Below are 17,893 nucleotides of genomic sequence, written 5' to 3'. Positions count from 1 at the left end.
ATATGAGAAAAACTTTACTCTTTTTATTGTTATTATGCACTAAACTTACTTTTGCTCAGCTGAATGACAATTTTGCTGATGGAGATTTCACTAATAATCCCACTTGGGGAGGGAACACTACTTACTTTACGATTAACGCAAATGGACAGTTACAATCTAACGGTCCGAACTCAGGGGCGCAAAATTTTTATCTTTCTACTCCTAATGCCTTGGCTAAAAACGCCGTTTGGGAGTTTTTCTTTCAATTAAACTTTGATCCAACGACTGCAAATTTTCCAAGGGTTTATTTAGTTTCCAATCAAGCTGATTTAAGTGGAGCATTGCAAGGTTACTTTTTTCAAGTAGGAGAGACTGGCGCTACAGATGGTTTTCACTTGTACAGACAGAACGGTACAAGTACTTCACAGATTATTACAGGTGCGGCAAAACCAAGAGGGAATACAAACTTGGTGACGGCCAGAATTAGAATTACCCGCGATGATAATGGGAAATGGGAACTATATTCTGATGTGAATGGTGGTACAAATTATACCTTAGAGGGAACGGTAACTGACAATAATTATACTACTACAACTCATTTTGGGGTGAATTGTAGGTATACTACGGGTTCGAGATTTAACCAGTTTATTTTTGATAATTTTAACATTACTGATCTGATTCCTGATGTGACGCCACCCAAAGTAACAGCAGTAAAATCTTTGGATGCTAAAACTTTAGAGGTAACTTTTGATGAACCATTAAATATGGTTTCAGCCCAAACTATTGCTAATTACTCGCTTTCTAATGGCAGAGGAAACCCAATTTCTGCTACCATGGGCAGCGCCAATAATATCGTAAATTTGATATATACCAACAATTTCACCTCTGGACCGTACACCTTAACGGTGAGTAATGTAGCTGATACCAAGGGTAATGCTATTACTACGCCAATTGCTGCACAATTTATTTATGTAGAACCTTATACCGCCAAACGTGGCGATGTCGTGATTAATGAAATTATGGCGGCGCCAATTTCTACAGCAGCAGCCTTGAACAAAGAATATATTGAGCTTTATAACACGACCGATAAATACATCATCATCACCGGATGGAAATATAAGGATGCCACTACATCTGTAACTACATTGGGAGCGGATACTTTAGCCCCTAAGACCTATCGGATTTTGAGTGCTGTTGCGGATGTGGATGCTTTTAAAGTTTATGGAAAGACATTGGGAATTGCTCCGTGGCCATCTTTGAATAATGATAAAGACGATTTAAGCTTAATGTTACCTGATGCGAGCACCATTATTGATGCGGTTTCTTATGTAGATACTTGGTATCAGGACAACAGTAAAAAAACAGGTTATGCGTTGGAATTGATTAACCCTACGGGAACCTGTGGTGGCGCTTTTAACTGGATGGCTAGTACTGGAACTAATAACGGAACGCCTGGTGCTCAAAATTCGGTTTATAATCCACAACATACTGATAATGTAGCTCCAAAGTTATTAAGTGCAACCATTTTATCTACCACCCAAATCCAAATAGATTTTGATAAAGCTATTGCTAGTGCAATGCTTACTGATGTCAATAATTATTCAATCAACAACGGTATTGGAAAGCCTACTCTAGTAGAGCTAAATGGTACAAATAATACCAGTGTGAAACTGACTTTGGCTAATGCCATTGCTCCCAATATCGAAAATCTGTTAACGGTCAGTAATTTGGCTAACTGTGCGGGTATTCCTATTGATCCTACTGCTAACACAGCCCTTATTTTATTGGCAGATCAGATTAATGTTGGCGATATACTGATCAGTGAAATTTTATTTAATCCAAAAACTGGAGGATTTGATTTTGTAGAGGTTTACAATACGACTAACAAGATCTTGGATTTAAAAGAATTGACCATTTCTAATCCAACTTCTACCTCAACAACTAAACGTGCTATTTCAATTACTTCGGTATTTATTAGGCCAAAAACTTACTGGGTGCTTACTGCAAATCCGTCAGTAGTACAACAGCAATACCAAGTTAAATATCCTAATCAAATGGTGCAAATTGCGAGTATGCCATCTTATAATAACGACAAAGGAACTGTGGCCATTTGGAAAGGAGATGTAGCAATGGACCAATTTGACTATACTGAAAAAATGCATCATGCTTTACTTAAGGACGTTAAAGGCGTTTCATTAGAGCGAGTTTCGTTTTTAGTAAGCGGTAATGAACCAGGTAATTTGCAATCGGCAGCAGCATCAGTAGGTTTTGCGACACCTACTGATAAAAACTCACAGAGTGAAGACAATGGCGTAAAAAACTCGGTGGTATTGGCTAATAAAACATTTTCTCCAGACAATGACGGTTTTGAAGACTTGTTACAAATCGACTATCGCTTCAAGGAAAATGGAAATCTAGCGACGATTAATATTTATACCGATAAAGGAATTTTGGTTCGTCGCCTGGCCAGGAACATTACTTTTTCTACACAAGGGACCGTTACTTGGGATGGCTTAAACGATGGCGGACAGTTATGTAAGGTAGGTTTGTATGTCATTAAAACGGATATTTTTACCATTAAAGGTAGTACCGATAGCTTCAAACAAACCTGTGTGCTCGCTTCTAAATTAAACTAAATAATGGCTTTCTTCTTGTCTAAATTTTTACTGTTCCTCATTAGGCCACTGGTTTGGGTGATGGTTATTGCCTTGTACGCTTTGTTCTCCAAAAATAAACGGCGTAAAAGGAAAAGTCTGATCTTCGCTATAGTGCTGCTGTACTTCTTTTCTAACAAGTTTATCCTTGGACAGGTGGCTTATTGGTACGAAGCTAAACAACCTGTTTTAACGCATTATGATGTTGGATTGTTATTAGGTGGTTTTTCTAGTTATAACAACGAAACAAAGGCTTTAAAAGCGCAATTTTCTGGCGACCGATTAACACAGACAGTAAGGTTATATCAAGAAGGAAAGATAGACCGTATTTTGATGAGCGGGGGCAGTGGGAGTTTTTTAGAAGAAGGACCACCAGAGGCTTTGTATACTGCAGAATATTTAAAGGCGCTAAAGATTCCTGATAGTGCTGTAATTATTGAGAAAGATAGTAGAAATACGAAAGAGAACTTCAAATACGCCGCTGAAATATTGAAAGGTCTTCATAAATCTGATCCCAAAATATTGGTCATTACTAGTGCGTGGCATATTCCTAGAACAAAGTTGCTCGCCGAAAAACAAGGCTTTAAGAATATCGATTTTTACCCAACTAATTCGTTAAAGGATAATTACTCTTTTGAAGATTATTTGATGCCGCAAGGTGGTGCAATCCTCGGTTGGGAATTGTTACTAAAAGAATGGGTAGGGTATGTGGTGACTTGGATAGGATTGACTTAATCCTAACCGTTTTATTATTAGAAACCTCATAGATTTTCAAAAACTATGAGGTTGAAGTTAATTTAATTTAATATCACACCCTATAGAGAGAAATTTTTTTTAGGTGGTGACATGAAAGTGGAGACTATTTTTCTATTTGAATAAATGAACCGTCAGAATAATCGATTTTGTATTTATTTTCATCACTAGCTGAGCCACCTGAGGTAATTAGAGCCCCCACTAAGCCAAACATCAGTGTTGAATTTGTCATGGCGGAAGCAGAAGGCTGAACTTTAATTTTTCCAGTGAAAAAAAACTCGTTGTTCTCTTTGGTTAATTGGTATTGACCATAATCGGTAAGGATATAAGGAGTTCCTTTATATACGATGGCATAGGCATCCTTAAATTTCAATTTCACTTCATTGCCATTCTGGTCTTTTGCAAAAAAGCCTTTGCTTAAATTGTCGTTCTTTATATAAACCTCACTTATGTATGGCGTTAAGCCTTTTAATTGGTTGTAATCCTTGTAAGCTCCGTCAATTAGTTTGTTGGCACTATATAGCTTCAATCTTTCTCGTTCAGTGGTGTAATAATCTTTAATTTCAGCATCTGTAAATTTCAAGGTATCTACAGGTTTGTTATTGAGATTGTTTTTTATGAAATCAGTGATGATTTCACTACTATTTCTCATTAATTTTTTGGTGACATCCATTCCTTTAGTGAAATGGTTGGTATCTATTTCTGCTATTTTGTAGTAGGTCTCCCCATCTTTTCGGTACAGGTTGGCTTTAAAGTCAAAAAAACCATGCTCGGAGGTAACTTTGGTTAGCTCGGCATGTGCTAGTTTTCTGATTTGTAAGAGCAATTCACCGTTTTCCTTGGTGTCGCTCATCCCATCTAAAATTTTTTGTAGTTGTTCAGAAAGTGGAACTTTTGGGATTAGCTTGGCTTTGGTATTAAAGGCCCCAGTTTGAATAATACCAAAGTTCTCCGTATTGATCCTACTATCCAATAGATGTATCTTCTGGTAAGGACTATTTTGTATTTTTTCTAATGGAGCGATCAAGTTATAATCCACAACTTTATCTTGAGCATATATAACGATAGGGATAAAGCTAGTGAATAGGATAGTGGCAATTTTTAGAGGCGTATTACTCATTAAAATCTAATTTAGATATGGTTTAAACTTCTGTAAAAATAAAAACTCTCCTCATTTATTTTGAGGAGAGTTTATCAACTATAGTAAGCTTTTTTTAATAAAATCGATGCTTGTCTTAATCGAACCAATATGGTCAGGTTTGTAATTGGTTTCCTGCTCTAAATAAATATGCTTAACCCCAGAAAGTGAAGCTTTAGCAAAGATTGGTTTAAAATCGATACTGCCATTTCCAATCTCCGTATTCCAGTTTTTCTTTGCCTTATCCATATCTTTTACGTGCCACATTTTAAATCTGCGAGGATATTTTTTAAACAGTTCTACTGGATCGTGACCAGCGAAAACCGCCCAGTACAAATCCAACTCATAGTCAACTAAATTAGGATCAGTACCAGTCAATAAAATATCAAATCCAGTTTTGTCTCCAAATTTATCAAATTCGAAACCGTGGTTATGGTAAGCCACCTTAAGACCTGACTTAATGCAAAGTTCGCCAGCTACGTTTAAACGCTCGGCTGTTCTTTTATAGTCATCTGCTGTTTTGCGTAGATTTTCTCCAAGCCAAGGAGCTACTACATATTGAGCACCTAATACGTTAGAGGCATCTATATAGGCTTTGATATCGTCTAAATTTCCTGTTGAAATATAGTTCTCAAAGCTAAAATGACCACTAGGAGATTTTAATCCATTGGTATCTAGTAAGGCTTTGAACTCTTTGGGATTTAAGCCCCAAAAACTTCCTTGAGGTGCATAGCCATAGGTTTCAACTTCTTTAAAACCTGCTTTGGCTACTTTTTCAATCACTCCTTTTACATCTTTGCCAATGATTTCTCTTAAGCTGTATAATTGGATTCCTACAGGACGTTGTGCAGGAGCAAAAGCATGGCTTAGCGCTGGTGCTAAAGCAAAACTTGCGGCTAGCAGTCCAGTTTCTTTTATAAATTTTCTTCTTGTTGTCATAGTTAGTTAGATTCTGTTTTTGTTTTGTCGTTAAATAATAAACTGAATAGTAAGAATACCACAAAGGCTATGCCTGCTGGAATACTCCAAATCATTTTCCAATCTTCAATGCCATTTACTTTGTACATTTCGGTAATTTGCCCAGCTACAATAAAGCCAATTAACATTCCCACACCGTAGGTGGCAAGCGTAATTAAGCCTTGAGCAGAACTTTTGAATTTATCGCCAGCCTTGGAGTTGGTGTAAATCTGTCCTGATACAAAGAAAAAGTCGTAGCAAATTCCGTGTAATGCAATTCCTAAAAGTAGCATGAAACTTAATTCTCCGGCGTTTCCGAAAGCGAATAACAAATAGCGTACGGTCCAAGCTAACATACCCACCAAAATGGTTTTTTTGAAGCCGAATTTCTTAAAGAAAACTGGAATAGCTAATAGGAACAATACTTCCGATACTTGTCCGATGGTCATTTTTCCTGTCGGATTATCCATCCCAATTTTTGAAAGGAACAAATTGGCATTCTGATAGTAAAAAGCCAACGGAATACAGATTAAAATAGACGAGATAAAGAAAATAAGGAAGTTTTTGTCCTTTAATAATTTTAAAGCGTCTAAGCCTAATATCTCAGATACCTTTATCTTTTCCGTTGATTTGTTTTTTGGAGGGGTTTTAGGCAGCAAGAAGCTAAAGATACCCAATGATAACGAAGCTACAGCCGACATCAGGAATGTATTTTTAAGCGCACCGTTAGCAGTGGCTTCTTGAGAATCCCAATGGAAGAAATAACTGATCAACACACCTGCCAAAATCCATCCAATGGTTCCCCAAATTCTAATATTGGAGAACTCTTTTTCAGGATCGCCCATTTGATTGAAGGATACTGAATTAACCAATGCTAAAGTTGGCATGTAAAGCACCATATAAACAAAAACATAGGGATAAAAAACACTAATGTCGGTTGCTCTATACATTTGGTACATTAAAATGGCGCCAGCGATATGTAGAATACCTAATATCTTTTCGGCATTAAAATATCTATCGGCAATTAACCCGATAATAAATGGTGCAATAATAGCTCCCCAAGATTGTGTAGAGAATACAGAGCCAATTTCTGGTCCCGAGGCACTTAGGTTCTTGTCTAAGAAGGTTCCTAAGGTTACAAACCATCCACCCCAAATGAAAAATTCGAGGAACATCATAAAGGATAGCTTGAAGCGTGTTGTTGAGTTCATTTTTAGTTGATGGTTTTTTTAGTTGATGGTTGGTTAGTTTTTTGGTAGGAAAAGTTCACTGATTCCTAATCATTAATTCCTTTTCCCTTTTTATAATTCTTTAATTTCAATGTTGCGAAACCAAACTTCATCGCCATGGTCTTGCAAAGCGATTTTGCCAGTTTTGTAGGTGCCGAAACCTTCCCATTTTGCAAATTTGCTGCCCGCAATCAGGTTTTTCCAATTTTCATCCCACATAGTAGTTTCCACTATTTTTTTACCATTTAGCTTAAAGGTTAACTTGCCTTTGTTGCTGATAATTTCTGCTAAATTCCATTCGCCAACGGGTTTAACAGGCTCAGTCTTGCTTTGAACCATGTCGTACAAATCTCCAGCACGGTGTTTAGTGATTTTACCATCAGCGTGACCATCGTTGTCAATCACCTGCATTTCAGGTCCAGTTAAATAAGTTTGTTTGTATTTGGCAGGATCTTCGTGTACAAAAAAGATGATTCCGCTATTGGCTTTTGGGGCTACTTTCCACTCTAATTTTAAATGGAAATTGCCATACGCTTTGTCGGTTACCAAGTCGCCACCGTCTTTGTTTTTCAACTTAGGGTTGAAATGCAACACGCCATCTTCGGCATTCCAGCCTTTGCCTACAAAATCTTTTCCGTAGGTGTGCCATCCGTTGGTGGTTTTGCCATCAAAAAGTGAGACGAAACCTTTGGTTTTTTGTGCCTTTGCACTAATGGTAGCTACCATAAAGGCTGCTATTAATATTTTTTTCATTTTGATTTTTGTGTTTTAACCACAGTCTATTATCGTTACGTCATTTCGATGAGGAACAAAGAGAAATCTAGCATCTAATACTATTCGTTAGATTTAACTTCGTTGATTTTCAATTCTCACATGCGTTCGAAATGACGGCGTAATATCTAAATTTTATTTCTCTCCTAATTTCCAACCCTCACGGTAATCTCTCTTCACAAATTGATTTACATCGTCGAAATTGGTTACTTTCATTTGATCGTTATCCCACAGTAACTTTCTGTATCTACCAGGAAAAGTCACTTTTCCTTTATCGTTTATTTTTTGAACGTCAGCAGCTCTAATGGCTAAGTTGGCCATCAACAAACATTCGGTTAACGGACCTGCAATTTCAAAAGGAGAACTCAATTCTTTTTTGCCGTATCCCGCAATACAACCTTCTACCCACTGACCATAATGACCATTGGCTTGATTAGGTACACGAGCAAATTTTTGCGCTACATTCAAGTTTTCATTTCTAGAAAGAGGTAATAATCTGGCCTTGTCACCGTAAGTGTTAGACATCATTTTACCTTTGGTACCAATAAATAACGTACCGTTGCCACCATCTCCAAACATTTCGTCAGCACCTAATTCATCAGGTCTGGTAGGTTGAATCCCACCATCCATCCAATGCACCGTAACATCACCTAAGGTTTTATCGGTTTTAGGGAATTTTAAAGTAACATGGCTTGATGGAGGACAGCTTTCTGGGAAATATCCACGTTTAAACTCATCTACATAAAAAGAACCCACACTGGCTTCCACCTCAGTAGCATATTTTAAATTCAAGACACTAAAAGGGGTTTCCAATAAGTGACAACCCATATCACCCAATGCACCAGTTCCGTAATCCCACCAGCCACGCCAGTTAAATGGTACCAGTTTCTCCACATAATCTTTAGACGGAGCGGTTCCCAACCATAAATCCCAATCTAACTCTTTAGGCACCTCGGCTTTGTTTTTCGACCATGGAATACCTTGAGGCCAAACAGGTCTATCTGTCCAAGCATAAATGGTATGCACATCTCCAATTAAACCCGCATCATACCATTCACGTAATAGGCGAGGGCCGTCATTACTGGCTCCTTGATTGCCCATTTGTGTAACCACTTTGTAGCGTTTTGCAGCAGCGGTCAATATGCGGGCTTCGTAAATATCATGGGTTAACGGCTTTTGTACATACACATGTTTACGTAATTGCATGGCCGCTAAAGTTTGTATTGCATGGTTATGGTCGGGAGTTGATACCGTAACCGCATCAAAATTTTTGTGCTCTTTATCGTACATTTCACGCCAATCTTTGTAAAACTTGGCTTTAGGGAAACGTTTTACGCTATTTGCAGCTCTACGCGTATCTACATCACATAAATAGGCAATTTCGGCTTTGCCGCTTTCATGTATCAAACGTAAATCGCTATCTCCTTTACCACCAACGCCAACACCTGCAACAATTAGCCTGTCGCTAGGAGCTAAAAAGCCTTTTCCTCCCAACACGTGACGCGGTACAATGGTAAATGCAGCAGTTGCAACAGCTCCCATTTTTAGGAAATTACGCCTGCTTTGGTTGTTATCTTGGTTCATATATTTGGTTTTGGTTGGTTTATTTAGATCATTGGTTACTCGTTCATTAGGCTGTTCTAAGTTATACACCTAATAAAAGGTAAAACTTAGAACGCATTACCTAAAACCTTTTATTTTTTTAATGATAAGATGTATTTGGCCATTAACTTGGCATCGCTTGGTGAAATTTTTGGATGCGGTGTCATAGGGATTTTGCCCCAAACGCCCGAACCACCTTTAATGATTTTGCCAGCTAAATAAGTGACGTTTTTTTCGTTGTTAGGATATTTTTTAGCGATCTCAGTGTAAGCTGGTCCAATCAACTTGTTGATTTTGTGGTGACAGCCAATACAATCTGATTTGTTGATCAATAGCTCACCGCCGCTCATTTGCATGGTCGCAATTTTTGGAGCAAGGTTAGTATTAATGGTTACTGCTGGTTCGTTTTCCTTAGGTGCGCTCGTAAATGAGGCCATAAAAAGTACCGTAGCTCCGAGAATTAAAAAAGTTCGTTTCATTTGTGTTTTGTATTAGGGGGTATTAATTAAGTTAAAAGTCAAAAATTAAAAGCGAAAATACAAAGCTTAGATGCCTAATATTTTCTTGTTAAATGCCGCATCGCTTCCTGAAGCAGCAAAATCATCAAATGCTTTTTGGGTAACGTTAATGATATTTTTCTTGATAAACTCGGCACCTTCACGTGCGCCATCTTCTTGGTTCTTAATGCAGCATTCCCATTCCATAACGGCCCAACCTTTGAAATCGTATTGTGCTAGTTTGCTGAAAATGGTTTTAAAATCTACTTGACCATCGCCTGGTGAGCGGTAACGGCCTGCTCGATTTGCCCAACTTTGGTAGCCTCCAAAAGTTCCCTGTCTTCCTGTAGGATTAAACTCTGCATCCTTCACATGGAAAGCTTTAATCCTTTCGTGATAAAGATCGATGTATTGAATATAATCTAATTGTTGTAACACAAAATGCGATGGATCATACAGTAGACAAGCTCTAGAATGTTGGTTCACTTTGTCTAAAAACATTTCGTAAGTAACGCCATCAAACAAATCTTCTCCTGGATGAATTTCATAGCAAACATCGACACCAACTTCATCAAAAGCATTCAAAATGGGTAACCAACGTTTGGCCAGTTCGGTAAACGCTTCATCAACCAATCCTTCTGGACGTTGTGGCCAAGGGTGGAAAAACTGCCATAATAGTGAGCCGCTAAAAGTTGCGTGGGCATTTAGTCCCAAATTTTGTGATGCTTTTGCTGCATATTTTAATTGCTGGATCGCCCATTCGGTACGTGCTTTGGGATTGTTTTTCACTTCAGGCGCTGCAAAAGCGTCAAACAGCTCGTTATAAGCGGGATGAACGGCCACCAACTGACCTTGCAAGTGGGTAGAAAGCTCGGTGATTTTTAGGCCATGAGCAGCTACTTTTCCAGTTAGCTCATCCGCATAGGTTTTGCTTTCGGCCGCTAATTTTAAATCAATGAATCTAGGGTCCAAAGTGGGCATTTGAATACCTTTGAAACCCAAATCTGCCGCCCATTTACAAATGGAGTCAAGCGAATTGAACGGAGCTTCGTCGCTGATAAATTGTGCTAAAAATACTGCAGGTCCTTGTATTGTTGTCATGTGGTTACTAAACTATAAAAGTGTGCCATTTTTGTTCTGATGCACTTGAAGCTACGGCATTTTCAATAAGTGCCATGCCTCTTACGCCATCATAAACGTTAGGGAAATCTAACATTTGAGGAGTAGGGGTTTCATTGTTCAGCTTGGCATCTAAGGTTAAAGCAAAATTTCGGTAGATATTCGCAAAAGCTTCTAATAAACCTTCGGGATGGCCTCCTGGAGTTCTGGTGTTGTGTTTAGCAAAATCACCTAAATAGCCACTGCCAGCTCTGTAAATCTCGGTAGGTTTGTTTAGCCATTTTACCAGCAAAGTATTTGGCTCGTGTTGGAACCATTCCAATCCACCTTTTTCACCGTAAATTCTAATGTTAAGCGCATTCTCTTCACCAGCGGCAATTTGAGAAGCAATTAAAACACCATTGGCGCCATTATCAAATTTCAACAAGATGTTTCCATCATCATCAATGGTTCTACCTTCAACTACAATGTTTAAATCAGCACAGATTTGAGTGATTTTTAAACCTGAAATATATTCTGCTAAATGACCGGCATGGGTACCTATATCGCCAATGCAACCGCTTTTGCCCGATTTTTTAGGATCGGTTCGCCAAGCAGCCTGTGCATTTCCCTCTCGTTCGCTCAAAGTACTTAACCAACCTTGAGGATATTCTACAATAATTTTTCTGATTTTGCCCAATGCGCCATCCTTCACCATTTCTTTAGCTTGTTTTACCATTGGATAGCCAGAATAAGTATGGGTTAGGCATAGGGTAAGCCCAGTTTCTTCTACTTTTTGTTGCAACTGTTTCGCCTCTTCCAAAGTTAAAGTCATTGGTTTTTCAATCACGACGTTAAAACCGTGTTCCAAAGCCATCATGGCAGGGGCAAAGTGTGCAAAATTGGGGGTTACTATGGTTACAAAGTGAATTCTTTCATTTGCTGGAAGTTCACTTTCTTTTTTGATCATTTCTTCATAGTTCAGATAAATTCTGTTTTCTGGAAGAAACAACATTTTACCCGATTCTACAGCAGTTTCAGGATGGATACTCAATGCACCACAGCAAAGTTCGATTAATCCATCCATGTTAGCGGCAATACGGTGAACAGCTCCGATGAATGCATCTTTGCCACCGCCGATCATGCCCATTCTTATTTTTTGTCTCATATTTCGAAGGTTGTAGGTGATAAGTAATAAGTTTTACGTTGCATTTGGCATCGTAAAACTTAAAACCTATAACTTACTACTTATAACTTATTAAAGGTTCCCTTTTTTTAATTCATTTACGGCGTGGTCAGCAGCACGGGCAGTTAAGGCCATAAAAGTTAGTGAAGGGTTTTGACAACCGATAGACGGCATAGCAGCACCATCAGTTACAAAAACGTTTTTCACTTCGTGCACTTGGTTCCACTCATTCAATACCGAAGTTTTGGGATCTTTACCCATTCTGGCCGTACCCATTTCGTGGATCGCCATACCTGGATAACAATCATTATCGTAAGTCTTGATATTTTTGGCACCTGCTGCTTCTAACATTTCGGCGGCATCATTCATCATGTCCTCACGCATTTTCTTTTCGTTTTCTTTGTACTCGCAATCAATGGCCAATACAGGTTGGCCCCATTTGTCTTTTTTCGTTTGATCAATATACACGCGGTTTTCGTAGTACGGCAACATCTCTCCAAAACCTCCCAAGCCCATTCTCCATTTACCTGGTTTGGTCATTTTGTCTTTAAAATCCGCTCCAAAAGATAACTCCGCAATATCGTTTTGCCAGTTTTGTCTCGACGCACTACCTTGATAGCCGAAGCCACGTAAATAATCACGTTTATCTTTTCCAACGTTTCTGAAACGAGGAATATAGATACCATTGGCACGACGACCATAGGTATAATATTTGTCGAAACCATCAAAATCACCATTGGCACCGCAACGGAAATGGTGATCCATTAAATTGTGTCCCAACTGGCCACTTGCATTGCCTAATCCATTTGGATGAGCCTCCGAAGTTGAGTTTAATAAAATAAAAGTAGTACCCAACGTTGAACCGTTTACGAAAACAATTTTCGAATAAAATTCCATCGTTTTGTTGGTCAAGGCATCAATCACCATTACCCCTTTGGCTTTTTTGGTGTCTTTATCGTAAATGATATGGTTAACAATAGAATACGGTCTTAAGGTAAGATTCCCAGTTTCCATAGCCGCTGGTAGGGTAGAAGATTGGGTGCTGAAATAAGCGCCAAACGGACAGCCACGGCTACATAAATTACGGTATTGGCAACTGCCACGGCCATTGTGAGGTACCGTTAAATTAGCCGTACGACCAATGGTTAACAGTCTTTCGTTCCCCCACTTTTGTTTAATACTTTCTCTTACCGATTTTTCTACCACGTTTAATTCCATTGGCGGAAGAAAATGTCCATCAGGCAATACTTCATGTAAACCTTCATTCTGGCCACTAATACCTGCAAATTTTTCCGTATAGTCATACCAAGGAGCAAGGTCTTTATATCTGATTGGCCAATCGTTTCCGAAGCCATCTTTAGCATTTTCTGAAAAGTTTAAATCACCTAGGCGATAGCTTTGGCGGCCCCACATTAAGGATTTTCCACCCACGTGGAAGCCTCTGTACCAATCAAATCTTTTCACTTCGGTATAAGGGCATTCCAAGTCGTTTACCCACCATTTTTCAGTCGCTTCGTTATAAGGATAATCTCTTTTTTGTACAGGGTGGGTTCTCTTCATTTCTTCGGTTAACCTGCCTGCGTGTTTGATATCCCATGGATCTTTCATCGCCGAATCATAATCTTTGATGTGCTCAATGTTCATTCCTCTTTCGAGCAATAATACTTTTAAGCCTTTTTCGGTAAGTTCCTTGGCGGCCCAACCACCACTGATCCCAGAACCAACTACAATGGCATCATAAGTGTTTTCGGCTTTTAGATTTATATTTAAGTTCATTTTGTTTGTGTTTTGTTTAGGGGGAAAGAGGTTTTTTTAGGTTGCCCAAGATTTTTGTCCTGGCTTTAGCGGATAAGCGCCATCATAGCTGCCTGGTATTTGTACGTACTCGCGGGCTTTGGTACAGCCAATTTCCGATGAAAAATATCCTAGCGAGGTTAGGTCCCTTACCGTGGTAAAGAAATAGGCAATATCTGCTCTTTCAGGAAGTTTGTTCGTTTTTTGATCTAAGGTTTCCTGTCTTAGTGCGTTGAGCATTTTTTTGCGCTCTGCCAATGGAATTAAGGCAAAACTTTTACCATACTGTTTTTTAGTACGGGCTTCAAATTCCGTCAGGCCCTTATAGAAAGATTGCTGTTGTTTTGCTGGATAACAGTCGTTTACCATCATTGGAATGAATTTGCCGACGCCTGCCGCTTTGGCTCCGCCAGATGATTTGGTGGTAGGGATAATCACATCAGCAATTTCGGTGAGTGTCCTTATTTGCTCTGCGCTAAAATTAACTGCGTTTTTTTCGCTTTCAGGTAGGGTGTAGCTACTGAACAAGATGTCTGTTGTTCCAGCAGAAATGGCCGTTCCTAACAAAATGGCTACGCTTCGGAGTGCTTCTCTTCTGTCCATATAAGTGGTCTATATATTGGTTCTAAGTGTGTTTTTTACACTATATAAATTTAGGTAATTATAATAATTTAAAGTTAGTAAGTCAATAGCTGTTACGAATTTGATACAATATTGGCAGCAAATTGCCTGATTTTATCAAGCCAATAGTAATATTAAGTTGATAGGGTACTTGACTTTGATTTCTTTTTGATCATTTGTATTTGTAGATCATTTATCTAATTTGTGAAGTTTTATTTTAAAAACGAAACTAATCGTAAGTAATTTTAATGATAAAGATAGTTGAAATTACTGTTTTGGTAATATATCGAAATCAATAAGTTTTGAAAAAATAAAAGGGCATAAGAATTTTTTATGCCCTTTGTAATGTTTAAAGAGAGATTATCGTAGTTCTCTAACACCCATGTTAAATAACGTGAACGAAAGAATATCTGCTGCTTCTTCAATGGTTTTAGAAACAGGTTTTCCAGCACCATGGCCTGCATTGGTCTCGATGCGAATAAGTACAGGATTGTTTCCTTTTTGTTTGGCCTGTAGCTCTGCCGCAAACTTAAAACTATGTGCGGGTACTACACGGTCATCGTGATCACCAGTAGTAATTAAGGTAGCAGGGTAGCTGGTACCTTCTTTCACATGATGTACTGGCGAATATTTTTTAAGGTACTCAAACATGGCTTTTGAATCTTGGGCTGTGCCATAATCATAAGCCCATCCTGCACCAGCGGTGAAGGTATTATAACGTAGCATATCTAAAACGCCTACGGCTGGAAGAGCCACTTTCATTAATTCAGGTCTTTGCGTCATGGTAGCGCCCACCAAAAGCCCGCCGTTAGAACCGCCACGAATGGCTAAATAGTCAGATGAAGTATATTTCTGTGCAATCAGGTATTCTGCTGCTGCAATAAAATCATCAAATACATTCTGTTTTTTCATTTGAGTACCGTCGTCGTGCCATTTTTTTCCATATTCGCCACCGCCACGAAGATTAGGAACCGCATAAACACCACCTTGTGCTAACCACACCGCATTAGAAATACTGAACGCTGGGGTAAGGCTTACATTAAAGCCACCGTATCCGTAAAGAATGGTTGGATTATTTCCATCTAACTTTAGCCCTTTTTTATAGGTAATGATCATTGGTACCTTGGTGCCATCTTTGGAGGTGTAGAAAACCTGCTTGCTTTCGTAAGCTGCACCATCGAAATCTACTTTTGGTTTTTGATATTCTGCAGATTTTCCCTCTTTCGGTTCAAAGGAATAGATGGTTCCAGGAGTGATGTAATTGGTGAAAGAATAATACAAAGCCTTATCTTCTCTTTTTCCTCCAAAACCTCCAGCAGTGCCAAGTCCTGGTAATTTAATTTCGCGGAGCATTTTGCCATCGTAGTCATATTGTTTTACTTGCGAAACGGCATCTTTCATGTAATTGGCAAAAATATAGCCTGAGCCAGTAGATACCGAAAGCACATTCTCTGTTTCGGGAATAAAGTCTTTCCAATTGGCCGATTTTGGATTAGTTGCATCAACCGTTACTAATTTTTGGTTAGGCGCTTTAAGATTGGTCACAATGTAAAGTTTGGTGCCTACATTATCCAAAATATAGCTGTCGCTTTCAAAATTATCTAATATGTTCACAATCTTGCTATCTGGAACGCTTAGGTCTTTAAAATATAGCTCGTTGCCAGAAGTAGAGTTCGAAGCAGAAATCACCAAATATCTATCATCCTCGGTTACACTAGCACCTACATATCTACGTTTCTCATTTTGTCCGAAAATTACTTTGTCGTCTTTTTGGGCAGTACCTAATTGGTGAAAATATAATTTATGCTGATCAGTTTTGGCCGAAAGCTGGCTTCCTTTTGGTTTGTCGTAGCTCGAATAATAGAAACCTTTGTTGCCAATCCAAGCAATACCACTAAATTTAACGTCTACTAATTCAGCTTCCAGTTTTTTCTTGTTCACTGCATCCATAATAATGATCTTGTTCCAGTCGCTACCTGCCTCCGAAATAGAATAGGCTACCAAAGAACCATCTTTAGAAAATTCAACGGTAGATAGGGAGGTAGTACCATCTTTCGAGAAAGTGTTCGGATCAAGGAATACTTCTTCTTTACCATCCTTATCTTTTCGGTACATCACCGATTGGTTTTGCAAACCGTTGTTCTTAAAGTAATAGGTATAGTTTCCCTCTTGTGAAGGCGCAGAAATCTTTTCGTAGTTCCACAGCTTTTCTAAGCGGTCTTTCATTTCTTTGCGGAAAGGTATTTTTTCGAGATAACCGAAAGTCACTTCATTTTCGGCTTTTACCCAAGCAGCAGTTTCGGCAGATTTATCATCTTCTAACCAGCGATAAGGATCTTTTACTTCAGTTCCAAAGTAATTGTCAACAGTGTCGACTTTTTTTGTTTCGGGATATTTTAACACGATGGGTTCTTCTTTTACTTTTTCTTTACAGGATAACAGTACTGATGCTGTAATGACGGTTAATAGTAATTTATTCATGAGGATTATATTTTTGGTCATTGCTAAGTTAGCAAATCAATGGTAATTTGTATAGCCTAGGTAGTGGAGTGATGGGTAAGAAGATAACTCTACTCATTTTTTTGATTTGCTTTTGAGCCATTTTTTTACCTTTGTCAAACTTCAGTTTATTCATGAAAGATAAGATATTAGTTTTAGGCTCAAATGGGCAAATAGGCACCGAGTTAGTGACCGCATTACGTGCTGGCTACGGTAGTAATAATGTGATTGCTTGCGATATCCGTCGCCCAGATTATGAAATCAAAAATGCGGGACCGTTCGAGTTTGTGAACGTTTTGGATAAAGACATTTTAAAGGCAATTTTTGAAAAATACCAACCTACGCAGGTTTATTTGTTGGCAGCTTTGCTTTCGGCAACGGGCGAACAAAACCCAAAACTAGCTTGGGACTTGAACATGAACGGCTTATTGAACGTGTTGGACTTAGCCTTGGCATATAAAACGGCAAAGGTTTATTGGCCAAGTTCTATCGCTGTATTTGGGCCTAACTCGCCAAAAGAACAAACGCCACAATATTGTACCATGGATCCCAATACCATTTACGGTATTAGTAAATTGGCAGGTGAGCGTTGGTGCGAATATTATCACCAAAAATATGGTCTAGATGTAAGAAGCATCCGTTATCCAGGATTAATCAGTTGGAAAGCAGCGCCAGGTGGCGGTACTACCGATTATGCGGTACATATTTTCCATGAAGCATTGAAAAAAGGAAGTTATGCTTCGTTTTTATCTGCAGAAACGGAATTGCCAATGATGTACATGGACGATGCCATTAGGGGAACCATTGAACTGATGGATGCACCTGCAGAACAATTGAGCATTCGCTCTAGCTATAACTTTGCAGGGGTAAGTTTTACACCTGAAGTGTTGGCCTCAGAAATTAGAAAGCACATTCCCGACTTTAAGTTAAGCTATGCCGAACATGACCCGAGGCAACAAATTGCAGATAGCTGGCCTAAATCAATTGATGATAGCTACGCACAAAAAGAGTGGGGCTGGAAGCCAGAATTTGATTTGGCAAAAATGACCACAGATATGTTAACGAACTTGAAAAAATAAAATAAGGTATAGGGTATAAGGTTTTAAGGTGTAAGG

14 protein-coding genes are annotated in these 17,893 nt (G+C 38.8%); 3 read left to right on the top strand and 11 right to left on the bottom strand.

Translation table 11 applies throughout. From position 1 onward, the window contains the following. The first annotated feature begins 2 nt into the window (after window positions 1-2). The gene (locus DUT70_RS08195; RefSeq protein ID WP_113646842.1) at window positions 3-2,615 is read left to right on the top strand and encodes a lamin tail domain-containing protein; all 2,613 of its coding nucleotides are present in this window, start codon (window positions 3-5) and stop codon (window positions 2,613-2,615) included. A 3-nt stretch (window positions 2,616-2,618) separates the two neighbouring features. Beyond that, the gene (locus DUT70_RS08190; RefSeq protein WP_113646841.1) at window positions 2,619-3,368 is read left to right on the top strand and encodes a YdcF family protein; all 750 of its coding nucleotides are present in this window, start codon (window positions 2,619-2,621) and stop codon (window positions 3,366-3,368) included. A 124-nt stretch (window positions 3,369-3,492) separates the two neighbouring features. Here the strand turns inward: DUT70_RS08190 and DUT70_RS08185 are convergent, their stop codons facing one another. From DUT70_RS08185 to DUT70_RS08135, 11 genes are all read right to left on the bottom strand, one after another. Further along, a complete protein-coding gene (locus tag DUT70_RS08185; protein ID WP_113646840.1) occupies window positions 3,493-4,506 on the bottom strand; it encodes a hypothetical protein in 1,014 nt (337 codons plus the stop codon). A gap of 78 nt (window positions 4,507-4,584) precedes the next feature. After that, window positions 4,585-5,463 (bottom strand): sugar phosphate isomerase/epimerase family protein, encoded by an 879-nt coding sequence (locus DUT70_RS08180; RefSeq protein WP_113646839.1) that lies wholly within the window; start codon window positions 5,461-5,463, stop codon window positions 4,585-4,587. Window positions 5,464-5,465: 2 nt separating this feature from the next. Continuing rightward, window positions 5,466-6,692, bottom strand: coding sequence for a nucleoside permease (locus DUT70_RS08175; protein WP_113646838.1), 1,227 nt, complete (start codon window positions 6,690-6,692; stop codon window positions 5,466-5,468). Window positions 6,693-6,782: 90 nt separating this feature from the next. Further along, window positions 6,783-7,463 (bottom strand): 3-keto-disaccharide hydrolase, encoded by a 681-nt coding sequence (locus DUT70_RS08170; RefSeq protein ID WP_113646837.1) that lies wholly within the window; start codon window positions 7,461-7,463, stop codon window positions 6,783-6,785. A 153-nt stretch (window positions 7,464-7,616) separates the two neighbouring features. Continuing rightward, window positions 7,617-9,065 (bottom strand): Gfo/Idh/MocA family oxidoreductase, encoded by a 1,449-nt coding sequence (locus tag DUT70_RS08165; RefSeq protein WP_113647211.1) that lies wholly within the window; start codon window positions 9,063-9,065, stop codon window positions 7,617-7,619. Between the two features lie 110 nt (window positions 9,066-9,175). Beyond that, a complete protein-coding gene (locus DUT70_RS08160; RefSeq protein WP_113646836.1) occupies window positions 9,176-9,562 on the bottom strand; it encodes a c-type cytochrome in 387 nt (128 codons plus the stop codon). 66 nt (window positions 9,563-9,628) lie between these two features. Beyond that, a complete protein-coding gene (locus tag DUT70_RS08155) occupies window positions 9,629-10,681 on the bottom strand; it encodes a sugar phosphate isomerase/epimerase family protein (RefSeq protein WP_113646835.1) in 1,053 nt (350 codons plus the stop codon). A gap of 7 nt (window positions 10,682-10,688) precedes the next feature. Beyond that, window positions 10,689-11,846, bottom strand: coding sequence for a Gfo/Idh/MocA family protein (locus DUT70_RS08150; RefSeq protein ID WP_113646834.1), 1,158 nt, complete (start codon window positions 11,844-11,846; stop codon window positions 10,689-10,691). A gap of 90 nt (window positions 11,847-11,936) precedes the next feature. Beyond that, window positions 11,937-13,640, bottom strand: coding sequence for a GMC oxidoreductase (locus tag DUT70_RS08145; protein ID WP_113646833.1), 1,704 nt, complete (start codon window positions 13,638-13,640; stop codon window positions 11,937-11,939). A gap of 36 nt (window positions 13,641-13,676) precedes the next feature. Further along, window positions 13,677-14,261: a gluconate 2-dehydrogenase subunit 3 family protein gene (locus DUT70_RS08140; RefSeq protein WP_113646832.1), complete on the bottom strand. Its 585-nt coding sequence runs from the start codon at window positions 14,259-14,261 to the stop codon at window positions 13,677-13,679. 378 nt (window positions 14,262-14,639) lie between these two features. Next, entirely contained in the window at window positions 14,640-16,760 is a 2,121-nt protein-coding gene (locus DUT70_RS08135) for a prolyl oligopeptidase family serine peptidase (RefSeq protein ID WP_113646831.1), read from the bottom strand. 152 nt (window positions 16,761-16,912) lie between these two features. Here DUT70_RS08135 and DUT70_RS08130 point away from each other — a divergent pair, with 152 nt between their 5' ends. After that, window positions 16,913-17,857, top strand: coding sequence for an NAD-dependent epimerase/dehydratase family protein (locus tag DUT70_RS08130; protein WP_113646830.1), 945 nt, complete (start codon window positions 16,913-16,915; stop codon window positions 17,855-17,857). Window positions 17,858-17,893 lie beyond the last annotated feature (36 nt).

This window comes from Pedobacter chitinilyticus (assembly GCF_003313385.1).
Lineage (GTDB): Bacteria > Bacteroidota > Bacteroidia > Sphingobacteriales > Sphingobacteriaceae > Pedobacter > Pedobacter chitinilyticus.
The sequence above is the reverse complement of the archived record's forward strand: the minus strand, read 5'-3'. Positions and strand labels throughout refer to the sequence as shown.

What these genes read in the sequence shown, in the direction of transcription:
- DUT70_RS08195 (WP_113646842.1), top strand. Translation starts at nt 3, where the DNA reads ATGAGAAAAACTTTACTCTTTTTATTGTTATTATGCACTAAACTTACT.
- DUT70_RS08190 (WP_113646841.1), top strand. Translation starts at nt 2,619, where the DNA reads ATGGCTTTCTTCTTGTCTAAATTTTTACTGTTCCTCATTAGGCCACTG.
- DUT70_RS08185 (WP_113646840.1), bottom strand. Translation starts at nt 4,506, where the DNA reads ATGAGTAATACGCCTCTAAAAATTGCCACTATCCTATTCACTAGCTTT.
- DUT70_RS08180 (WP_113646839.1), bottom strand. Translation starts at nt 5,463, where the DNA reads ATGACAACAAGAAGAAAATTTATAAAAGAAACTGGACTGCTAGCCGCA.
- DUT70_RS08175 (WP_113646838.1), bottom strand. Translation starts at nt 6,692, where the DNA reads ATGAACTCAACAACACGCTTCAAGCTATCCTTTATGATGTTCCTCGAA.
- DUT70_RS08170 (WP_113646837.1), bottom strand. Translation starts at nt 7,463, where the DNA reads ATGAAAAAAATATTAATAGCAGCCTTTATGGTAGCTACCATTAGTGCA.
- DUT70_RS08165 (WP_113647211.1), bottom strand. Translation starts at nt 9,065, where the DNA reads ATGAACCAAGATAACAACCAAAGCAGGCGTAATTTCCTAAAAATGGGA.
- DUT70_RS08160 (WP_113646836.1), bottom strand. Translation starts at nt 9,562, where the DNA reads ATGAAACGAACTTTTTTAATTCTCGGAGCTACGGTACTTTTTATGGCC.
- DUT70_RS08155 (WP_113646835.1), bottom strand. Translation starts at nt 10,681, where the DNA reads ATGACAACAATACAAGGACCTGCAGTATTTTTAGCACAATTTATCAGC.
- DUT70_RS08150 (WP_113646834.1), bottom strand. Translation starts at nt 11,846, where the DNA reads ATGAGACAAAAAATAAGAATGGGCATGATCGGCGGTGGCAAAGATGCA.
- DUT70_RS08145 (WP_113646833.1), bottom strand. Translation starts at nt 13,640, where the DNA reads ATGAACTTAAATATAAATCTAAAAGCCGAAAACACTTATGATGCCATT.
- DUT70_RS08140 (WP_113646832.1), bottom strand. Translation starts at nt 14,261, where the DNA reads ATGGACAGAAGAGAAGCACTCCGAAGCGTAGCCATTTTGTTAGGAACG.
- DUT70_RS08135 (WP_113646831.1), bottom strand. Translation starts at nt 16,760, where the DNA reads ATGAATAAATTACTATTAACCGTCATTACAGCATCAGTACTGTTATCC.
- DUT70_RS08130 (WP_113646830.1), top strand. Translation starts at nt 16,913, where the DNA reads ATGAAAGATAAGATATTAGTTTTAGGCTCAAATGGGCAAATAGGCACC.